General features: G+C 35.0%; 17 protein-coding genes and 1 riboswitch. Of the genes, 4 read left to right on the forward strand and 13 right to left on the reverse strand.

Annotated elements, in window-relative coordinates; genetic code table 11:
- Positions 1 to 2: 2 nt before the first annotated feature.
- Positions 3 to 446 (reverse strand): nucleoside deaminase, encoded by a 444-nt coding sequence (locus BLP44_RS00660; RefSeq protein ID WP_008466631.1) that lies wholly within the window; start codon positions 444 to 446, stop codon positions 3 to 5.
- Positions 447 to 507: 61 nt separating this feature from the next.
- On the opposite strand from BLP44_RS00660, the gene BLP44_RS00665 reads away from it, so the two are divergent.
- From BLP44_RS00665 to BLP44_RS00675, 3 genes are read left to right on the forward strand one after another with little or no spacing between them, the layout of a single operon-like run.
- Positions 508 to 1143 (forward strand): energy transducer TonB, encoded by a 636-nt coding sequence (locus tag BLP44_RS00665; protein ID WP_091128244.1) that lies wholly within the window; start codon positions 508 to 510, stop codon positions 1141 to 1143.
- Positions 1144 to 1194: 51 nt separating this feature from the next.
- Positions 1195 to 2982 carry a 1-deoxy-D-xylulose-5-phosphate synthase gene (locus BLP44_RS00670; protein ID WP_091128248.1) on the forward strand — a complete coding sequence of 596 codons (1788 nt, stop codon included), beginning with the start codon at positions 1195 to 1197 and terminating at the stop codon, positions 2980 to 2982.
- A 34-nt stretch (positions 2983 to 3016) separates the two neighbouring features.
- The gene (locus BLP44_RS00675; protein ID WP_008466626.1) at positions 3017 to 4018 is read left to right on the forward strand and encodes a DUF3078 domain-containing protein; all 1002 of its coding nucleotides are present in this window, start codon (positions 3017 to 3019) and stop codon (positions 4016 to 4018) included.
- Positions 4019 to 4092: 74 nt separating this feature from the next.
- Here BLP44_RS00675 and BLP44_RS00680 read toward each other — a convergent pair whose 3' ends face one another.
- The 3 genes from BLP44_RS00680 to BLP44_RS00690 all read right to left on the reverse strand — a co-directional run bounded on the left by BLP44_RS00680 (position 4093) and on the right by BLP44_RS00690 (position 7012).
- On the reverse strand, positions 4093 to 5439 hold the full coding sequence (locus BLP44_RS00680; protein WP_066032875.1) for a deoxyguanosinetriphosphate triphosphohydrolase: 1347 nt from the start codon (positions 5437 to 5439) through the stop codon (positions 4093 to 4095).
- A 207-nt stretch (positions 5440 to 5646) separates the two neighbouring features.
- A complete protein-coding gene (locus BLP44_RS00685; protein ID WP_091128251.1) occupies positions 5647 to 6240 on the reverse strand; it encodes an outer membrane beta-barrel protein in 594 nt (197 codons plus the stop codon).
- Between the two features lie 193 nt (positions 6241 to 6433).
- On the reverse strand, positions 6434 to 7012 hold the full coding sequence (locus tag BLP44_RS00690; RefSeq protein WP_066032877.1) for an outer membrane beta-barrel protein: 579 nt from the start codon (positions 7010 to 7012) through the stop codon (positions 6434 to 6436).
- A 148-nt stretch (positions 7013 to 7160) separates the two neighbouring features.
- Here BLP44_RS00690 and gldA point away from each other — a divergent pair, with 148 nt between their 5' ends.
- A complete protein-coding gene (gene gldA / locus BLP44_RS00695) occupies positions 7161 to 8057 on the forward strand; it encodes a gliding motility-associated ABC transporter ATP-binding subunit GldA (protein ID WP_091128252.1) in 897 nt (298 codons plus the stop codon).
- Between the two features lie 323 nt (positions 8058 to 8380).
- Here gldA and BLP44_RS00700 read toward each other — a convergent pair whose 3' ends face one another.
- The 9 genes from BLP44_RS00700 to BLP44_RS00740 all read right to left on the reverse strand — a co-directional run bounded on the left by BLP44_RS00700 (position 8381) and on the right by BLP44_RS00740 (position 20199).
- A complete protein-coding gene (locus BLP44_RS00700; protein ID WP_066032879.1) occupies positions 8381 to 9781 on the reverse strand; it encodes a pyridoxal phosphate-dependent decarboxylase family protein in 1401 nt (466 codons plus the stop codon).
- A 79-nt stretch (positions 9782 to 9860) separates the two neighbouring features.
- Positions 9861 to 11084, reverse strand: a complete 1224-nt coding sequence (locus BLP44_RS00705; RefSeq protein ID WP_091128255.1) for a dicarboxylate/amino acid:cation symporter — start codon at positions 11082 to 11084, stop codon at positions 9861 to 9863.
- Between the two features lie 175 nt (positions 11085 to 11259).
- On the reverse strand, positions 11260 to 11913 hold the full coding sequence (locus BLP44_RS00710; protein WP_091129758.1) for a class I SAM-dependent methyltransferase: 654 nt from the start codon (positions 11911 to 11913) through the stop codon (positions 11260 to 11262).
- A 131-nt stretch (positions 11914 to 12044) separates the two neighbouring features.
- Positions 12045 to 13001: a methylenetetrahydrofolate reductase [NAD(P)H] gene (gene metF / locus BLP44_RS00715; protein ID WP_091128257.1), complete on the reverse strand. Its 957-nt coding sequence runs from the start codon at positions 12999 to 13001 to the stop codon at positions 12045 to 12047.
- Positions 13002 to 13093: 92 nt separating this feature from the next.
- Positions 13094 to 15769, reverse strand: a complete 2676-nt coding sequence (gene metH / locus BLP44_RS00720; protein ID WP_091128260.1) for a methionine synthase — start codon at positions 15767 to 15769, stop codon at positions 13094 to 13096.
- 252 nt (positions 15770 to 16021) lie between these two features.
- Positions 16022 to 16447, reverse strand: coding sequence for a hypothetical protein (locus BLP44_RS00725; protein ID WP_091128263.1), 426 nt, complete (start codon positions 16445 to 16447; stop codon positions 16022 to 16024).
- A 49-nt stretch (positions 16448 to 16496) separates the two neighbouring features.
- Positions 16497 to 17501, reverse strand: a complete 1005-nt coding sequence (locus BLP44_RS00730) for a homocysteine S-methyltransferase family protein (protein ID WP_091128266.1) — start codon at positions 17499 to 17501, stop codon at positions 16497 to 16499.
- Positions 17502 to 17825: 324 nt separating this feature from the next.
- A riboswitch (SAM riboswitch) is annotated at positions 17826 to 17941 on the reverse strand.
- A gap of 264 nt (positions 17942 to 18205) precedes the next feature.
- Positions 18206 to 19024: a hypothetical protein gene (locus tag BLP44_RS00735; protein ID WP_091128269.1), complete on the reverse strand. Its 819-nt coding sequence runs from the start codon at positions 19022 to 19024 to the stop codon at positions 18206 to 18208.
- A 122-nt stretch (positions 19025 to 19146) separates the two neighbouring features.
- Positions 19147 to 20199: an NAD(P)/FAD-dependent oxidoreductase gene (locus tag BLP44_RS00740; RefSeq protein WP_066032887.1), complete on the reverse strand. Its 1053-nt coding sequence runs from the start codon at positions 20197 to 20199 to the stop codon at positions 19147 to 19149.
- Between the last annotated feature and the right edge of the window lies 1 nt (position 20200).

The following is a 20200-nucleotide window of genomic DNA, read 5'->3' on the forward strand; positions in this document are numbered from 1 at the left end:
TATTATTTACGTCTTTCGAGAAAGAAACGTTTCATTAAATCGGCAGCTTCGTTTGCCATTACACCAGAAACAACAGTAGTTTTAGGATGCAGCTTTGTTCCCATATTAATAAAACCGCGTTGTTCATCTCGCGCACCAAAAACGATTTTAGAAATCTGGCTCCAATACAAAGCTCCTGCACACATTTGGCAAGGCTCGAGTGTTACATAAAGCGTACAATCTTTTAAATATTTTCCGCCAAGAAAGTTTGCCGCTGCGGTAATAGACTGCATTTCTGCATGAGCCGTAACATCATTTAGCAATTCTGTCAAATTATGACTTCTTGCAATAACTTTATCGGCTACAACTATAACAGCACCAACAGGAATTTCGCCTTTTTCAAAAGCTGCTTCTGCTTCCTGCAAAGCTTTTTTCATGAAATATTCGTCAGTAAAAGGATTTTCCATAGATGCAAAAATAGGATTTTAGAACTTATTTTTTATTACTTTTAAATCGTGATAATAGAATATGGAAAAAAAACATAAAATAACTCTTCAGACAAACTACAAATTGTTTTTGCCAATGCTGTCTGCGGTTATAACTGTATTTTTTTTCGGCTGTCAAAACAAAGAAGATAAAAAACAAGAAATTAAAAATGTTGAAGTTGTCACAAATATTTCAGCAACAAAATCACAAACTGTAGATACTACTATAAGCAGAAAGAAATTAGAACAAACGCAATCGCCTACACTAAAAGTTGAACAAGCTACATTAAAGAAAAATATACTAACAGTATCTGGAGAATCTACCAAAGATAAATCTTCTGAACCTGATAAAGTAAAAAAAGATGATCCAGCATCATCCCTAAAACCCTTTTCAAGTTCTAACGCTGAGTTCCCAGGCGGTATCGACCAATTTCATACTTTCTTCATGAAAGAATATAAAAAGCCAGAAAATGTAAATTACTGGAAACTTAATTTTACGCTTGCATTTGCTGTAGAAAAAAACGGAAGTGTTTCATTTCTTGAATGTTCTCCAGCAGTTGAAGAACCTTTAGAAAAAGAAATTATCAGAGTTTTAAGTTTATGCCCGAAATGGCAGCCGGGAGAATCAAATGGAAAAAAAGTCAGAATGCAATATTCTGTTCCTATTTTATTGAAGTAGACTCGGCAAGAAAATTAAATTTAAAACCGTAAATTTGCTTTTTACCATACAATGAAAAGCGATTTACTTTCTAACATATACAATCCTGCCGATTTGCGTCTTTTAAAAGAAGAACAGCTTGCTCAAGTTGCTCAAGAACTTCGTCAGTTTATTATTGATATTGTTTCTGTAAAAGAAGGTCATTTAGGAGCAAGTTTGGGCGTTGTAGAACTTACAATTGCTTTGCATTATGTTTTTAATACACCAGATGATTTATTGGTTTGGGATGTTGGGCATCAGGCGTACGGACATAAAATCCTGACCGAAAGAAGAGAAATTTTTCATACCAATAGACAGATTGGAGGAGTTTCGGGTTTTCCGAAAAGAAGCGAAAGCGTTTACGATACTTTTGGTGTTGGACATTCATCAACTTCGATTTCTGCAGCACTCGGAATGGCGATTGCTTCTAAATTAAAAGGCGACTTCGATAAAGAACATATTGCAGTAATCGGCGATGCTTCTATTGCAAGCGGAATGGCTTTTGAAGGTTTAAATCATGCTGGAGTTACAGATGCCAATATTTTAGTGATTCTAAACGACAATGCCATCGGAATTGATCCGAGCGTTGGTGCTTTGAAAAAATATCTTACCTCGGTTAAAAACGGAAAAAATCCGCGACAAAATAATATTATTAAATCTTTGAATTTTGATTATTCAGGGCCAATAGACGGTCATGATCTTCCTAAATTGATCAAAGAATTAAATCGTCTTAAAAAGATAAAAGGTCCAAAATTCCTTCACATTGTAACTACAAAAGGAAAAGGATTGCAGCAAGCCGAAGAAAATCAGGTAAAATATCATGCGCCCGGAAAATTTGATGCTTCGACTGGAGAAATTCATTTAAAATCTGAAGAAAACCTTCCGCCTAAATTTCAAGATGTTTTTGGCTTGACCATTTTAGACTTAGCTAAAAAAAATGAAAAAATAATTGGAATCACACCTGCTATGCCATCTGGAAGTTCATTAAAATTTATGATGGACGAATTCCCAGAACGTGCTTTTGATGTAGGCATTGCCGAACAGCACGCTGTAACGCTTGCCGCAGGAATGGCCACTCAGGGTATGATTGTATATTGCAATATTTACTCTACATTTTTACAGCGTGCTTACGATCAAGTGATTCATGATGTAGCGTTGCAAAATTTACCTGTAATTTTTTGTTTGGATCGTGCCGGATTAGTCGGTGAAGATGGTGCAACGCATCATGGTGTTTTTGATATCGCTTATCTGCGTTCAATCCCGAATATGGTGATCTATGCTCCGTTGAACGAAATTGAACTGCAAAACATTCTATATACGGTTCAATTTGGAATAGATCAGCCTATTGCGATTCGATATCCAAGAGGTCGTGGAGTCTTACCAAATTGGGAAGTAGAAAATTTCGGACATTACGAAAAAATAAATTGGAATGAAGCAAAATGCTTGAAAGATGGTACGAAAGTTGCTGTGCTATCGGCCGGAACAATTGGAAATAATGTTATAGAAGCGCTAAAAGAATCAACCCATTCCAACGAAATTGCCCACTATAACTTTAGTTTTATTAAACCACTAGACATCAATACATTAAAAACCATTTTTTCAACTTTTGAACGTATAATTACTATTGAAGACGGGGTTAAAAATGGTGGTTTTGGAAGCGCAGTTTTAGAGTTTGCAGCATCACATAATTTTAAGAATTCTATTGAAATTTTGGGTGTTCCAGACGAGTTTATCGAACATGGAACCGTAAATCAACTGCAAGAATTGTGTAAAATTGACGTTAAAAGTTTAATAAATCTTTTTTCTAACGGTTCAAAATAATTATTTTGCGAAACCAAAAAAAAAAATTACCTAAATGAAATTATTGCGTTCTACCCTTTTGCTATTATTGCTTTTGTGTACTTCTAATAACTTTGCCCAGATTATACAAACCACTTTAAGCCCAAATCAAGCACCTAAACCGCCATCCAACTGGAGCAAAAAAAATCAATTAGGGTTTGACATTTCCGAAATTGCTTTTGTAAACTGGAGTGCCGGGGGAACAAGTTCTATTTCAGGTTTATTTAAAGGTGAATTTAATAGAACTTACACAAAGAAAAATCATAAATGGGTAAACGAGCTTATCGTAAAATATGGTTTAAACAAACAAGACGGAATTGAGTTAAGAAAAACAGACGATGCTTTTCAGTTCAACTCAACTTATGGTTTTAGAAAAGATACGGCTTCAAACTGGTATTACTCTTCTAAATTAAACTTCAACACACAATTTACAGACGGTTATAATTATCCAAACCGAGATGTCGCGATCTCTAGACCTTTTGCGCCAGCTTATATCTTTCTGGGAGCCGGAGCAGAGAATTCAAATAAAGAAAAAAACAGAGTATTTTACTTCTCTCCTATTACATTAAAAACTACTTTAGTACTTGATCAATATCTTGCCAATCAAGGTTCTTTCGGGGTTAAAAAAGCGGTTTATGCGCCAGACCCGCTAGATCCTACACAACAGATATTAATTGAAGAAGGCCAAAAAGTAAAAGCCGAATTTGGTATACTTTTTACAGCTTATATGAAAAACGAAATCTATAAAAACGTTTTTTATGAAAACAGATTAAGCTTGTATACCGATTACCTAAACAAATTCGGAAATGTCGATATTGATTATGATACACGCCTTGATCTTGTCGTCAACGCATATGTAAAAGCAAATATAGGCGTTCACTTAATTTATGACGATGATATTAAAACCAAAAAAGATGTGGTTGACCCAACTACAGGAGCAACGACTCAGGTAAATGACGGACCAAGAATGCAGCTAAGACAAGTTCTTGGCGTTGGTTTGGTTTATGCTTTTAAATAAATAAAATAAGAATTAAAAAAAATGCCTCTTTCATGAAATCTTGAAAGAGGCATTTTTTTTTAAATGAAAATCAATTAACGTTTTTTCTGTCCTTGAATGGTTTCATACAATTCAAGTGCATTTCCATCTGTAAGAAGCGAAACATAATGACAGATATGCAATAAACGTTCGTATAGATTGGTTTTCTCTAAATGATGTTTCTCTGGCAACATTTTCAAAATCAGTTTATCGTAGTTTGAAGCCGTTCCTTCATATTTATTATTGAATGCTGTTATGAATTTATCCAATAATGTTTGAATGATTTGATAACCGACAATTTCTTTTTCAATCACTTCACGGCTCTGATAGATTTTATCAACACTAAGTTTGATAATATCATTCATTTGTGCTTTGTACTTGCTTTTATCTGTTAATGCATACGGGAAGTTTCCAGCCAAAATTGCTTCTTCATTTTCAACAAAAACATTTACCGCATCATTAATTAAAGTACCAATTGCCAAAGCTCGCAAATAACTAATGCGATCTTCTTTTGTAGTTAAAGATTTATATTTAGAAACTCCAATATTGTCTTTTACCAAATTAATCAAATACTCTAAGGCAAAATCTTCAGAAACCAAACCTAAATTGATTCCGTCCTCAAAATCGATAATTGTGTAACAGATATCATCTGCTGCTTCGACCAAATAAGCCAATGGATGTCTTTCAAAACCAATATCTTCACCAGATTTATTGGCAATCATTCCCATGTCTTTGGCTACTTCTTCAAAGAATAATTTATCCGACTGAAAGAATCCGTACTTTTTATCGGCAATATTATTGGTCGGTTTTTTTGGAAGACTTTCTTTTGGATACTTCATAAAAGCGCCTAAGGTTGCATACGAAATACGAAGTCCACCCTCAATTCCTGGGCGACTTGCTGTTAATACAGAAAATCCGTTAGCATTCCCTTCAAAATCAATCAAATCCTGCCATTGTTTATCAGTAAGCTGGTTTCTATATTTCTGACCATTTCCAATAGAAAAATATTCACCAATTGCCTTTTCTCCAGAATGTCCAAAAGGCGGATTCCCAATATCATGCGCCAATGACGCTGCAGCAACAATTGCTCCAAAATCATTCATATGGTAACCATGAACTTCTTTCAGATAAGGATACTTTTCAATAATTTTTTTCCCAACCAAACGCCCAAGCGAACGTCCAACAACAGAAACTTCCAAACTATGCGTTAAACGCGTATGCACGAAATCTGTCTTAGAAAGCGGAATAACTTGTGTTTTATCTTGTAAACTTCTAAAAGCGGAAGAAAATATGATTCGGTCATAATCCACCTCAAATCCTAAACGAGTATCATCTTGTTCTACGCGTAATCTTTTGCTTGTATCTCCCTGACGTTTTAATGATAAAAGTTGTTCCCAGTTCATTGTTGAATTTTAGATATTAGATTGATGATTTTAGATTAATCATCGAGACTTCAAAAATACATTTTATTTTTAGGATAAAATATGGCTCAGATTAATTTGATTAGAAGATTAAATGTTTTCTTTGCCACGAATTTTAGTTTCCATAATATCACCAAACAAAAAAAGCACTCCAAGTTGGAGTGCTTTCATATTATAAGAAATCAAAAATTAAAAGTTTTTAGAAATTCCGATGTTTACTGTTTTTCCAAAATTGACCAAGAATTTGCTATAATCAGAATCATATCCCTCATCATCAAGATCATAGCTTAATGTTTCATATCCTAAACCACCAATACTAAAGTTTAAACCAAAACCTTTTTTCATATTGATAAAAAGCGCAGGAGTTATACCAGTGTAAATCCCGTTACCCCCATTGGTAGAAGTAAGTGATCCATTATCATAATATTTATTTTTCTGATTTTGATAACCGATGCCTAAATCTGCAAAAACTGAAAAAGTTTCGTTTAACGGAACTGTGTAACGTACGAACGCACCTGCTTTATATGCAGTGTATTTTCCTTCTCCATCTTCAATACTAGATTTTGAATACGTTAAAGAAAGCTCAGCTCCAACTGTCCAGTTCTCATGAAATTGATACCCTACTTTTGGAGAAAAAGCAAGTGCATCTGTTTTGGTAGGCGAAATTTCGCGCTCGTTTTTTTCAGAGTTATAACTAAAATTTCCGCCAACTAAAATTGTTCCCTTTTGGGCATTTGCAAAGCTAACCATAGCTAATGCAAGAATAAGTAGCATTTTTTTCATATATGGTATTTATTAAGATTTCACATACAGCAAACAATTAAAATACCAACATCGAATCGCAATGATTTTCTTAACGATTAATTAAAAAACACTCATTTCAAACAGATTAAAAATTAAAATAACACTAAGAAATGGTTATAAAAAAAGCGCCCCATTTGGAGCGCTTTCTGAAATTGAATATAAAAACTAAAGATTAGAAGTTTTTAGAGATTCCAATGCTTGCTGTTTTACCAAAATTGAAATTAAATCTGCTAACATCTGGACCGTTGTTATCATAATTTAATGTTTCGTACCCTAAACCACCAATGCTGAAGTTAAGACCGAAACCATTTTTCATGTTAATAAAAAGAGCTGGAGTTACACCAATATACATTCCATCTGCTTTATATTTTGTGTAGTTTGATCCAACGTAATCTTTTTCAGTTTGATTTTGGAAACCAGCTCCTAAATCTGCGAATACTGAGAAAGTTTGGCTTAATGGCATTGTGTAACGTACAAATGCACCAAATTTAGAACTGTTTGTTTTGTATTCATTTACACCTTGATCATCTTTTGAAGAAGCAACTGTAAACTCACCTCCAACTGTCCAGTTTTCGTGAAATTGGTAACCTACTTTTGGAGAAAAAGCAAATTCATTTGATTTTCTTTCTGCATTACCAAAATCTCTTGTTTCAGAAGAATAAGAGATGTTTCCACCTACTAATACTGTTCCTTTTTGTGCGTTTGCAAAACTGCAGATAGCTAAAGCAGCCATCACTAACATTTTTTTCATAATTTGGGTTTTATTTTAATTTTAGCATTCCCTTAACAATAACAATGCCGTGAATGAAGGGCTGCCCATTTTTTTTATGATTACTTTAAAAGATAAAATTTTAGCAATCGAGACTATTTCTGTTTACTTTTGTAGCAAATAAAAAGTCATGTCGATAGAAGTAAACAGCATATCAAAAAGTTACGGAGAGCAAAAAGCTTTAAATGAAATTTCTTTTAAAATTGAGAAAGGAGAAATCGTAGGATTTCTTGGTCCAAACGGAGCTGGAAAATCTACGTTAATGAAAATTTTGACCACTTATTTACTTGCCGATAGTGGCTCAGCCCTTGTAAATGGTCACGATGTCATGACAAACCCAAAAGAGGTGCAACGATTTATTGGGTACTTGCCAGAGCATAATCCACTGTATTTGGATTTGTATGTTCGTGAGTATTTGGCATTTAATGCTGATGTTTATAACGTACCAAAATCAAGAATCGAAGAAGTTATTCAACTGACAGGACTGACACCAGAAAGCCATAAAAAGATTGGACAGCTTTCTAAAGGATATCGTCAGCGCGTCGGATTGGCAAATGCTTTGCTTCACGATCCAGAAGTTTTAATTTTGGATGAACCAACTACAGGTCTGGATCCGAATCAGTTAATGGAAATTCGTAATGTGATCAAAAATGCGGGAAAAAATAAAACAGTTTTTTTATCCACACACATTATGCAGGAAGTCGAAGCAATTTGCGATCGTGTCATAATTATTGACAAAGGACAAATCGTTGCAGACAATAAATTAGACCATTTGGTAACTGCCGACAAAGAGCAAGTTGTTGAAGTAGAGTTTGATTACAAAGTTGAAGAACAACTTTTGGCTAAACTAGAAAATATTTCCTCGTACATAAATACACATGACATGACATGGGAACTGACTTTTGTTACAGACAAAGATATGCGTCCTGCCATCTTTGACTTTGCCAACGAAAATGGATTAAAAACTTTACAATTAAATCAGAAAAATAAAAATCTGGAAGCTGTTTTTAGAGAAATTACTAAGTAAGTTTTCAGTCACAGTCATGATCTTCAGTTAGAAAAGCGGTTTGTTTTATAAAAAAACAGACCGCTTTTTTATTCCTTACTATACCCTCTTCTCTACAAACCAGCAAATTAAGGATTTTTCAATAAATATTTACTATTTTTATTTAGACTTGTTATAAATAATATTATATTTGGCAAATCAAATTTAAATGTCATGTATACCTCAATAGTGGTAATGCATTTATAACAAATTTAATTTCGTTCTTTAAATACCTTGTTTTTTGTTTTTTTTTGTGTTAGTCAAGAGCCTGTTCCTTCAAACAGGCTCTTCTACTTTTATAAGGTTTATATTTTTGAAAGCACTTCTCGCATTTCCTCAATTACAAGTTTCACATCATCTTCTGTAGTTCTCCAATTTACAAAAGAAGCGCGAATACCTTTTCTGTTTTGATAAACTGTAGGCGTCATAAATACTTTTCCTGTATCATTCAATACAGATAAAAACTGGCTCACTTTTTCCTGATTGTGTTCTCCTTTCAACGTAAAGCAGACATTATTCAAACGAATTGGTGCTAAAAGTTCAAAATCATTTTCTATTAAAGCATTTCCAAAATGCAAAGCCAATGCTGTGCTATCTTCAATAAGATTTCTAAAACCTTCTTTTCCGTAAGCCTTAAGCGAAAACCACACAGGGAGTGCACGCAAGCGGCGTGAATTTTCGGGAAGCACATTTAGATAATTAAAGTTCTCCAGTGCATTTCCTAAATAAGGCGCATTTGAATTCTGAAAAGTTTCAATCTGAAGATTAATGTGTTCTTTTTTAATCAAATAAAAAGCACTTTCATATGGCACATTCAGCCATTTATGACAATCAATAGTAATACTGTCAGCGCCCTCCCAGCCTTTTACATAGTGTTTGTATTTTTCCGAAACAGCAGCAAATCCGCCAAAAGCTCCGTCAATATGCCACCAGAAATTGTATTTTTCTTTTAATGTTGCAATGGCTTCAAAATCATCAAAATCTGCTGTATTTACAGTTCCTGCACTCGAAATAAGGATAAAAGGTTTTCCGTTTAAAGCTTTGATTTTTTCTTCTAAATCAACAATATCCAAAGCCTCACGATTTCCTTCAATTGTTTTTACAACCGTATAATTCTGGCTTCCAATTCCTAAAAGCGACAAACATTTTATAGAAGAAGAATGGGGTGTCGCTGTTAAGATATTGATTGGTTCTGAAACTCCGTTTTTAGCAAAATCTTTCCCTGACTGTTTCCCAAACCATTGTCGGGCAACTCCAAGAGAAGTGAAATTTGACATCGTCGCGCCTGTAACGAATCCGCCTAAAAATGAATCAGGAAGCTCTAATAATTGCAATAATAAATTAATAGTTTCAAATTCTATTAAAGCTGAATTCCCGCCTTGGGATGTAACTGACTGCGTGTTTTGATCGTAAACCGACGCCAGCCAGTCTCCTACTATAGAGGCTGGTGTTGAACCTCCTGTTACAAATCCCCAATATCTTGGACCTGGCGAAGAAACTATCAAAGGAGCCAATCTTTCATTAAATTCTTTTAAAGCTTCAATAGATCCCAAACCCAATTCGTTTAAGACTGTTTTAGGATCAATCGAATAAGTATTCGATGTGGGAATATTTTCGATATTATTGAGAAAATCAATTCCCTGCTGTTTTGTTTTTTCTAAAATATTCTCAAAATTATTGAGATCATGCTGTAATATTGAATTCATAAGTTTGTTGTATTAGTTATGTCGCACAGATTGCGCGGATGAGAAAGATTAATAAAAATTGTGTGTGTTTAAAGAAAAGCTACCACTTGGTTTTCTCCGAGAATCTCGAAACCATCATCGAGCAGATTACATCTCCGTTTGCATTTAATAAAGTAGCAATTGGATCTACCAGTGTCCCTAGAATCATGGCAACTGGCAAAGCTTGTTCCATAGGAAAACCATAAACTGTTATCGCTAAAATTTCACCAATATAACCTCCATTCGGGATTCCTCCTTCAACAATCGAAACGATAACTGTAATTCCGAGTGCCAAAAGAATGGTCATAGGGTCTGAAAAATCTTTACCAAACATGGCAAACAAAAAGGTTATTTTTAAGATAGATGACATGCTCGAACCGTCTTTATGCAAAGGCGCTCCAAGCGGAATCACTAAGTTTCTAACATGTGCTGGAATTCCCATTTTTTCTGCTGCAGCTAAATTGGCTGGAATCGTTGCGATACTACTGCAAGTTCCTACTGCTGTTAAAGAAGGCATTATATTATTGCTCCAAAAAACTTTAAAAGCTCTCTTTCCGCCAGCAACAAGCGCATATAAACTGAAAAAAACAAAGAAATAGAAGACACAAGCTGCGTAATAAACTGCCATAGGTTTTGCATAAACTCCTAATAATTGCGGTCCAAAAACGCCAACCTGATAAGCAAAATAAGCTCCTAAACCAATAGGCGCCAATTTCATGATAATATTCAAAAGCTGTTTCATCACTTCGTTTCCTGAATCTAGAAAACTTTTGAAGGAATTTCCTTTTTCTCCTGATTGTAATGTGGCAAAACCGACTAAAAAAGAGAAAATAATCAGTGCCAACATACTTTTTCGAGACAATAATTCGAAGAAATCATTGGCCGTAAGCAGTTTCGCAATTTGATCTCCCGCTGATCCCGATGCTACTTCTTCCAAGGGAACTTTTGCAATCGCAATATCTTCATGAATTGGAAAAAGATAAACCGCGCAAATCATCACAATTGCCGAAATCAAAATGGTAGCGAGAAAAACCAATAACATTATGACAAACAGTTTTCCAAGCTTTTCTGTTCTTTCCAGATTAGCGACCGAAGAACCAATCGTGAAAAAGATAAGCGGAATAATAGCTGTGAAAAGTAAATTCAGAAATATATCGCCAAGGGGTTTTATAATCAAAACATCTTCTCCAAATACTACCCCGAAAATGCTCCCGATTATGATTCCGCCAAGAAGCCATAAAATACTGCTGTAACTCTGCAAAAAATTGATTTTCTTAACTTCCATAATGATAAAAGGATTTAGAATTCAGCAAGCTTTATATTTCCAAACACATAGAAACATAGTTCTCTTTTCATTTGTTTAAACAAACATAGACTATGTGTGAAAAATTTGTTTTTCTTTTAATTCTTCTCAGTTAAAATTAAAAAAATCTATGTTTCTATGCGTTTAAAAATTTCATTTATTTCTCCAAAACAATAGTAGTAAAAGCCCTGTCAACCAATTCTCCGGTTTTGCTTTTTACTTTTTCGGTCTGTGTTTCTGTATAAACGATTTTAAATTCTGATTTTTTGATTAATTCCTGCGCTTTTTGTGTACTGTACAATTCAAATTCGTATTGTGTAAAAGGCAATGTTTTCATAAAATCTTCTTCGGCAAATGTCAAACAGAAAGTACCGTTCGATTTTAAAACTCTGTAAATTTCTGAAAGCAATTCTTCAGGCTTTTGCCAAAAATAAATCGTATTTACAGTGAAAATTTTATCGAATGATCCATCTTCAAATGGAATCGTATTTCCGTCATAAATTGAAAAAAAAGCCTGTTTTTGAGAAACAAAATTTCTATTAATCTGGCGTGCTTCCTGAAACATCAGTTCCGACATTTCCAGTCCGTAATATTTTAATTTTTCTGCTTGTTCAAACAGAAATTCTACGTGACCTGCGTTTCCGTGGCCTACTTCTAGGATTCTGTTTTCGTTTGAAATATTTAGATTTTGGATGGAATGTTTGGTCATATTGATGTTCGTTTCGTTCATCATATTGGCCATTTCAATTCCTTTTTCTCCCGATGGATGTTTCAATTGAGAGGCTATGGCTTGTAATTCTTCTTGCTTCATGACTGTAAAAGTTAAATTCCAAAATTTAAAAATACAAATTCCAAGCCTGTTGGTCATTGCGAGGAACGACAACTAGAACTCAACAACTTTGTCAAAGTTTTAAACTTTGACAAAGTTCTATGCGTCTGCAATTAAAAAACCTGACTTGCAATCTGGCGTATATTCTCAGATTTACCCATTGAATAATAGTGTAAAAATGGAACTCCGGCGGCTTTTAATTCTAATGACTGCTGAACTGCCCATTCGATTCCGACTTGTTTGATTTCAGCGTTGTTTTTGCATTTGTCTACTGCATCGATTAAATCTTCTGGTAAATCGATTCTGAAAATCTGCGGTAAAACTTGTAAATGTCTTTGAACAGCAATTGGTTTAATTCCAGGAATAATTGGAATTGTGATACCCATTTCTCTTGCTTTTTCTACGAAAGCAAAATATTTAGCATTGTCAAAAAACATTTGTGTTACTACGTAATCAGCTCCTGCGTCTACTTTTTCTTTTAATCTTTTTAAGTCTGATTGTAAAGAAGGAGATTCTAAGTGCTTTTCTGGATAACCTGCAACTCCAATACAGAAATCGGCTTTATTATCAGTATCAATTACCTCATGCAGATATTGTCCGCAGTTTAAATCTTTGATTTGTTTTACCAAATCAACTGCATAATGATTTCCACCGTCTTTTGGTGTAAAAGATTGCTCATGTTTCATTGCATCGCCACGAAGCGCCATAACGTTATTGATTCCTAAATAATGACAGTCAACTAGCATGTATTCGGTCTCTTCTTTGGTAAAACCTCCGCAAAGCAAGTGCGGAACCGTATCGACATTGTATTTATGTTTTATAGAAGCGCAAATTCCAAGCGTTCCTGGACGCATACGAGTCAGTTTTTTATCCAAAAGTCCATTACCGCGATCAATGTAAATGTACTCTTCACGAGAAGTTGTTACATCAATAAATGGTGGGTTAAACTCCATTAACGGATCAATATTATCGTATAATTCCTGAATGCTTTTCCCTTTTTGAGGAGGAATAATTTCAAATGAGAATAATGTTTTTCCTTTGGCGTTTTCTATATGTTCTGTTACTTTCATTATTTGTTTTTTGTTTCAAGTTCCAAGTTCCATGTATCAAGTTCTCTACTGTAACTTGAAACTTGAAACCTGAAACCAAAATAACTTTTTCGTTAGTCTGCTATATTAGGATTTAACCATTTCATTGCGTAATCAAGCGGTACATTTCGGCGTTTGGCGTAATCTGTCACCTGATCTTCTTTTATTTTTCCGAGTCCGAAATAGCGGCTTTTTGGGTTTCCAAAATAATATCCTGAAACTGATGAAGCCGGCCACATTGCCATACTTTCTGTTAGTTTCACTCCAATTTGTTTTTCAACATCCAAAAGTTTCCAGATGGTTGGCTTCTCCAAGTGATCTGGACAAGCTGGATAACCTGGCGCCGGACGAATTCCTTTATAACTTTCTTTAATCAATTCTTCGTTGGTTAACGATTCTTCGCTGTCATAACCCCAGAAATCTTTACGCACTCGCTCGTGAAGATATTCAGCGAAAGCCTCAGCAAAACGATCCGCAAGGGCTTTAACCATAATCGAATTATAATCGTCTAAATTCTTTTCGTATTCCGCAGCCCATTCGTCAACACCAAAACCAGTTGTTACACAGAAAGCTCCTATGTAATCCTCGATTCCGCTTTCTTTTGGAAGAATGAAATCGGCTAGAGCAATATTTGGCGCGCCTTTTGTTTTTTGCGACTGCTGACGAAGCGTTAAGAATTTCTCTAATACTTTTCCGTTTTCATCGCGCAATTCGATATCATCGTCATTTACCTGATTCGCAGGGAAAATTCCGTAAATACCTTTTGCTTTTAGTTTTTTCTCAGCCAAAATAACTTTCAGCATTGCCTGAGCATCTTTAAAAACAGATGTGGCTTGTTCGCCCACAACCTCATCAGTCAAAATCGCTGGATATTTTCCGTACAATTCCCAAGTCTGGAAAAATGGCGTCCAGTCGATATACGGAACCAAAACATCCAATTCTACTTCGATGGTTTGTGCGCCGATTACTTTTGGTTTAGTCGGCGTATATTCAGACCAATCCAATTGCATTTTGTTTTTGCGGGCATCTTCAATCGTCAGGAAGTTTTTGTCTCTTGAACGATTTAAAAACGTTTCTCTAAACGAATCGTATTCTGCACGAATATCTGCTGCATATATTTTTCTATTATGATCCAAAAGATTTCCTGCAACCGTAACGGCTCTCGAAGCGTCGTTTACGTGAATTACAGTTTCTCTGTATTGAGGTGCAATTTTCACGGCTGTATGTGCGCGCGAAGTCGTTGCCCCACCAATCATAATTGGGATTTTAATATCTTGTTTGTCTAATTCTTTGGCCAAATAAACCATTTCGTCAAGCGAAGGCGTGATCAATCCGCTTAATCCGATGATATCTACATTATGCTCAATTGCAGCCGAAATAATTTTCTCTGGAGGAACCATTACTCCTAAATCTACAATCTCATAATTGTTACAAGCCAAAACTACCGAAACAATGTTTTTACCAATATCGTGAACGTCACCTTTTACAGTCGCCATCAGGATTTTTCCGTTTCCTTGTTTGTCTCCTGCTTCTTTGCTCGCTTCAATAAAAGGCAATAAATAAGCAACTGCCTTTTTCATTACACGAGCCGACTTAACTACCTGAGGAAGGAACATTTTTCCACTTCCGAATAAATCTCCAACTACATTCATTCCGGCCATCAAATTGATTTCGATAACTTCTATTGGTTTTGTGGCAGCCAAACGAGCTTCTTCTACATCTTCTTCAATAAAAGTATCAATTCCTTTTACCAATGAATGTGTAATACGATCCTGAACCGATCCTAAACGCCATTCCTGAACGGCTTTTTCATCTGTTTTTGCTTCGCCTTTAACACTTTCAGCAAAATCCAAAAGTCTTTCGGTTGCATCGTCGCGTCTGTCCAGAATTACGTCTTCAACGTATTCTAATAAGTCTTTTGGAATATCATCGTAAATCGTCAGCATTTCCGGATTTACGATTCCCATCGTCATTCCGTTTTTAATGGCGTGGTATAAGAACACCGAGTGCATCGCTTCACGAACAACGTCATTCCCTCTAAAAGAGAACGAAACGTTACTTACGCCACCGCTGATATGTGCATGCGGCAAGTTTTCACGAACCCATTTTGTTCCTCTAAAGAAATCCAACGCGTTCAATCTATGTTCTTCCATTCCCGTTGCAACTGGGAAAATATTCAAATCGAAAATAATATCCTGTGGAGGGAAATTTACTTTGTTCACCAAAATATCATACGAGCGCTTACAAATCTCTACTCTACGATCGTAATTATCGGCCTGACCTACTTCGTCAAAAGCCATAACAATTGCCGCCGCTCCGTAACGTTTGATTAATTTGGCGTGGTGAATAAAAGCTTCTTCCCCTTCTTTTAACGAAATCGAGTTTACAACGCTTTTTCCTTGTACTACTTTTAGACCAGCTTCAATAATTTCCCATTTCGAACTGTCGATCATAATTGGGACTCTCGAAATATCTGGTTCAGCCGCAATTAAATTCAAAAATTTAGTCATTGCCGTAACTCCATCAAGCATTCCTTCATCCATATTAATATCGATGATCTGTGCCCCTCCTTCTACCTGCTGTCTTGCAATATCAAGTGCCTCGTCATATTTCTCTTCCTTGATTAATCTTAGGAATTTTCTTGAACCTGTTACGTTTGTACGCTCACCAACATTCACGAAAACACTTTCCGGCGTAATAATCAACGGTTCTAATCCTGATAATACAAGGTCTCTTCTTTTTTCTGTCATTTTTTTTAAAGTTACTAAGATCCTGAGATACTAAGGTTCTAAGTTTTTTATTCTATTTTTTTCTGTGAGGTTTGTAAAACCTTATAGGTATATTCTTTTTCAATATTTTAATTTGGGCGTGCCCCTCCGGGTCGGGCTATCCGTTACAAGTCCTCGCTCTTCCTTCGTCAGGCTGTGGGCTTTTCACTTCTATCCCTCACGCAAAATCGGTTTCATAAGACGATTTATCATAAATTCATTCTTATAATACATTTATTTCCATTTTGATTTTTCTAAATATTTACCCGTTGCATCATCATATTCATAATATTTAGTTTTGACAAAACCCGCTTTAACGAGTGCTAAAGAATCAGGTTTTAATTCCTCTTCTAAGAAAATTTCATTCTCTTCAGGTTTATTCAAATCGTATTTTACTTTATAAAACTTATTTATCTCTTTATACAAATTATTTTGACGGGTCCTGTTTCCAATCTTTCCCAAAATCTTTCGATCTGTATAAAAATAATATCTTACAACTTTGTGCCTTTCTGTTCCTTCATTTATAGTTACTAATGCAATCGCTTCTCCTTTGAAAGATTTTCTATAATCATTTTTTTGAACAAAATATATTTGGTAGATTATAAAACTAACTACTACGAAGAACAGAAAAGTTTTCCATTGATTTGTTTTACTTTCCAACGTTACTTTTTATCATTTTTAATTTCAAAAGCAATATTAATTTGGCAATTTATTCAATAACTGGCGCCACACGTGGCTTATAATCCTTTGCAACCTCAGCCATTAATCGAATATGATCTGGAGTTGTTCCGCAACAACCTCCGATGATATTGATTAAATTATCTTCTAAATATTCTTTAATAAATGCTTGTGTTTGTTCTGGTGTTTCATCGTATTGTCCGAATGCGTTTGGCAATCCTGCATTTGGATGTGCCGAAACATTAAAGCTCGTATTATGTGCTAATGTTTTTAAATACGGTTTCAGTAAATCAGCTCCAAGAGCGCAATTGAATCCTACGCTTAATAACGGAATATGTGAAACTGAAATCAAAAATGCTTCAACAGTTTGTCCAGAGAGTGTTCTTCCTGAAGCATCGGTAATTGTTCCAGAAACCATGATTGGAATATCAAGATTACGTTCTTCTTTTACTTCTTCGATTGCAAAAAGTGCTGCTTTTGCATTTAATGTATCGAAAATCGTTTCTACTAAAAGTAAATCACATCCACCGTCCATTAACGCTTCTGCTTGTTGTTTGTATGCGATTCGTAAATCGTCAAATGTTACAGCTCTGTAACCTGGATCGTTTACGTCTGGTGACATACTTGCTGTACGGTTTGTAGGTCCGATTGAACCGGCTACGAAACGTGGTTTTTCTGGATTTTTTGCGGTAAACTCATCGGCAACCTCGCGTGCAAGTTTTGCCGATTCGTAGTTTAACTCGTAAACCAAGTCTTCCATGTGATAATCGGCCATACCGATTGTCGTTCCTGAAAAGGTATTGGTTTCTACGATGTCAGCACCTGCTTCAAAATAAGCGGCATGTACATCGCGGATTGCTTGTGGTTGTGTCAGGGATAGTAAATCGTTGTTTCCTTTTAACGGATGCGGAAAATCTTTGAAACGCTCTCCTCTGAAATCTTCTTCTGAGAAATTATAGCGTTGCAACATTGTTCCCATTGCTCCGTCAAGGATTAGGATATTTTTTTTTATTGCTTCTTGAATTGTTATTGCCATGGCTTCTTTTTTTAGCTTCTGAGATACTAAGGTTCTAAGATGCTAAGTTTTTTTTATTATGATTGTGAAGTTTAAACCTAACAGGTTTTAAAACCTTTTAGGTTTGCTTCGGATACTTTTTTCACTTTATTTCCAAAAGTGCACTATTGCTGGCTCATTAGCCCCGATTGAGCCGGTATCCTCGCAATGAAATGGAGAGATATAGGCGAAAGCGGGAACTACTGACTGCAAAAATGCGCCAATGATTCGCTCCTTCTACTGAATTGCTTCGGTAAATATTGTACGTTGTCTGGAAAAGTTTTGAGAAATACTTGTAATGTATTTGTGTTATCTATCTTTAATACTTGAAAATTAGTAAAAAGTAGAATTTAGCACCTTCTTTATGGTAAAGGGTTGCTAAGGTTTCATTGGGTCTGTCCCTCCGCCTTTCGTGATAACTAACAATAATTTTAAGAACAGTGCAAAGGTATGAAATAGGGTTTCGATTTGCAAATGTTTTTTTTTAAGGTTCTGAGGGACTAAGATGCTAAGGTTCTAAGGTTTCTCCATTAAAACTTATTCCTTTTCGGTTTTATATTTTAAAGAACACTTTCATCACTTCTTCATGTTCTATGACTTCATTATTTTCTGCCTGAATAAAGTCCAGTTTCGATTTCTTCTCTTTCTTCTTTCGATAGATTTTCAAACCAATCCTCCATAGTTTATTATTTGTAATATGTTATTTCGAAATTTTGAACCTGATTTAAATAGAAATAATTGGTAATCAATTTTTCTAAAATATCGATTTTCTCTTGAAGTCGTTTTCCTCTTTCACTTCCTTCTCCCTTGCCATCTCTAGGATCATCTTGATTGTATGGATCCTGACTTTCTTCATCTGAAACATATTGCATCAACGCTTTGATATACAAATCTTTTTGCTTTTTAAAATTGTATTTCTTTTCATAATATTCTTTCCTTAATTTTAATTTATAAATTGAATATTCTACAGATGCATTTAATCTTTTATGTTGATGGCCAAAATAAGTTCCTCCATAATTTAATCCTTCATAAAGTCCGTTTATTGCTCTATATAATTTAATTAATTTTTCTCTTTCTAGTTTGAATTTTGCTTCTCCATTTTTTTGCTTTAAATAATAGGCATAAATTAAACAAAAATCATCTCTGCCAACTTCACTGCCAAATGTAATAGATTCTTCTTTTCCATCCTGATTAATATAATTTTCCCATACTTTACCGGCATATGATTCATTTGGATCTGAAGGAAATTCGGCTTTAAATACAGGAAAAAGCTTTTCAATTTTGTTCAATTCATTTCTGGAAATTAATACTGAATCAATACCTTCTTCTGCATAAATAAGAACTTTTTCTTTTTCAAGTTTTGGATCGTCATACAAATGAGGCAGACATGTTGTATCCTTTTTTTCAGAAATGTTTACTTTAGCTTTAACTGGTTCTTTTTTTGTTTTTTGGCATCCTGTTGCAAAACTCGAAAAAACTAAGATCAGAAGTATTATGTTTCTCATTTACACCTTAAATAAATTTTTGATTAAAGATATAGATTAAGTCATTACATTTTAAAAAAGAAAAAGCCCAAACTATAAAGTTTGAGCTTTCTATATAAAAATCTTAACCTCAGCACCTCAGATTAAACAATCGCTTTCACAACAGCTTTTGGCGCTTCTTTACGAGTTCCGTCGAAACCATCTACTCCAGAAACTGTTGTATATTTCAATACGTATTTTTTACCTGGATTAATGATTTGGTAAGCGGCCTGACACATTAAAGTGGCTTCGTGGAAACCACAAAGGATTAACTTTAATTTTCCTGGGTATGTATTTACGTCTCCAATGGCGAAGATTCCCGGAATGTTAGTTTGGTAATCTAATGCATTGTTTACTTTGATAGCATTTTTCTCGATTTCTAATCCCCAGTCACCGATTGGACCTAATTTTGGTGTTAATCCGAAAAGTGGAATGAAATAATCTGTTTCGATTTTACGGTGTGCTCCATTTTCTTCGATGTCCAATGATTCTACGTGCTCTGCACCGTTGATTCCAACAACTTCTGCTGGAGTGATTAATTTGATTTTTCCAGCTGATTTTAATTCCTGCACTTTTTCTACAGAATCTAAAGCTCCTCTAAATTCGTTTCTTCTGTGGATCAAAGTTACTTCTGAAGCTACGTTTGCTAAGAAAATTGACCAGTCTAATGCTGAATCTCCTCCTCCTGCAATAACAACTCTTTTATCTCTGAATTTCTCAGGATTTTTAATGAAGTATTTTACTCCTTTATCTTCATAAAACTCGATATCTTCAATAAGTGGCTTACGAGGTTCGAAACTTCCTAAACCTCCCGCGATTGCGATAACTGGCGCATGAAATTTAGTTCCTTTATTTGATGTTACAATGAAAGTTCCGTCTTCTTGCTTATCGATTGTTTCTGCACGTTCTCCTAAAGTAAAACCTGGCTCAAATTGCTTGATTTGCTCCATTAATCCGTCGATTAAGTCTCCGGCTAAAACTTCTGGGAATCCAGGAATATCATAAATTGGCTTTTTTGGATATAACTCTGATAGTTGCCCTCCCGCTTGTGGAAGCGCATCTAAAATGTGGCATTTTAATTTTAACAATCCTGCCTCAAAAACGGCAAATAAACCTGTTGGTCCTGCTCCAATTATAAGTATATCTGTTTTAATCATT

It is taken from the genome of Flavobacterium anhuiense, from assembly GCF_900101855.1.
In the GTDB taxonomy this organism is placed as follows: Bacteria; Bacteroidota; Bacteroidia; order Flavobacteriales; family Flavobacteriaceae; genus Flavobacterium; species Flavobacterium anhuiense.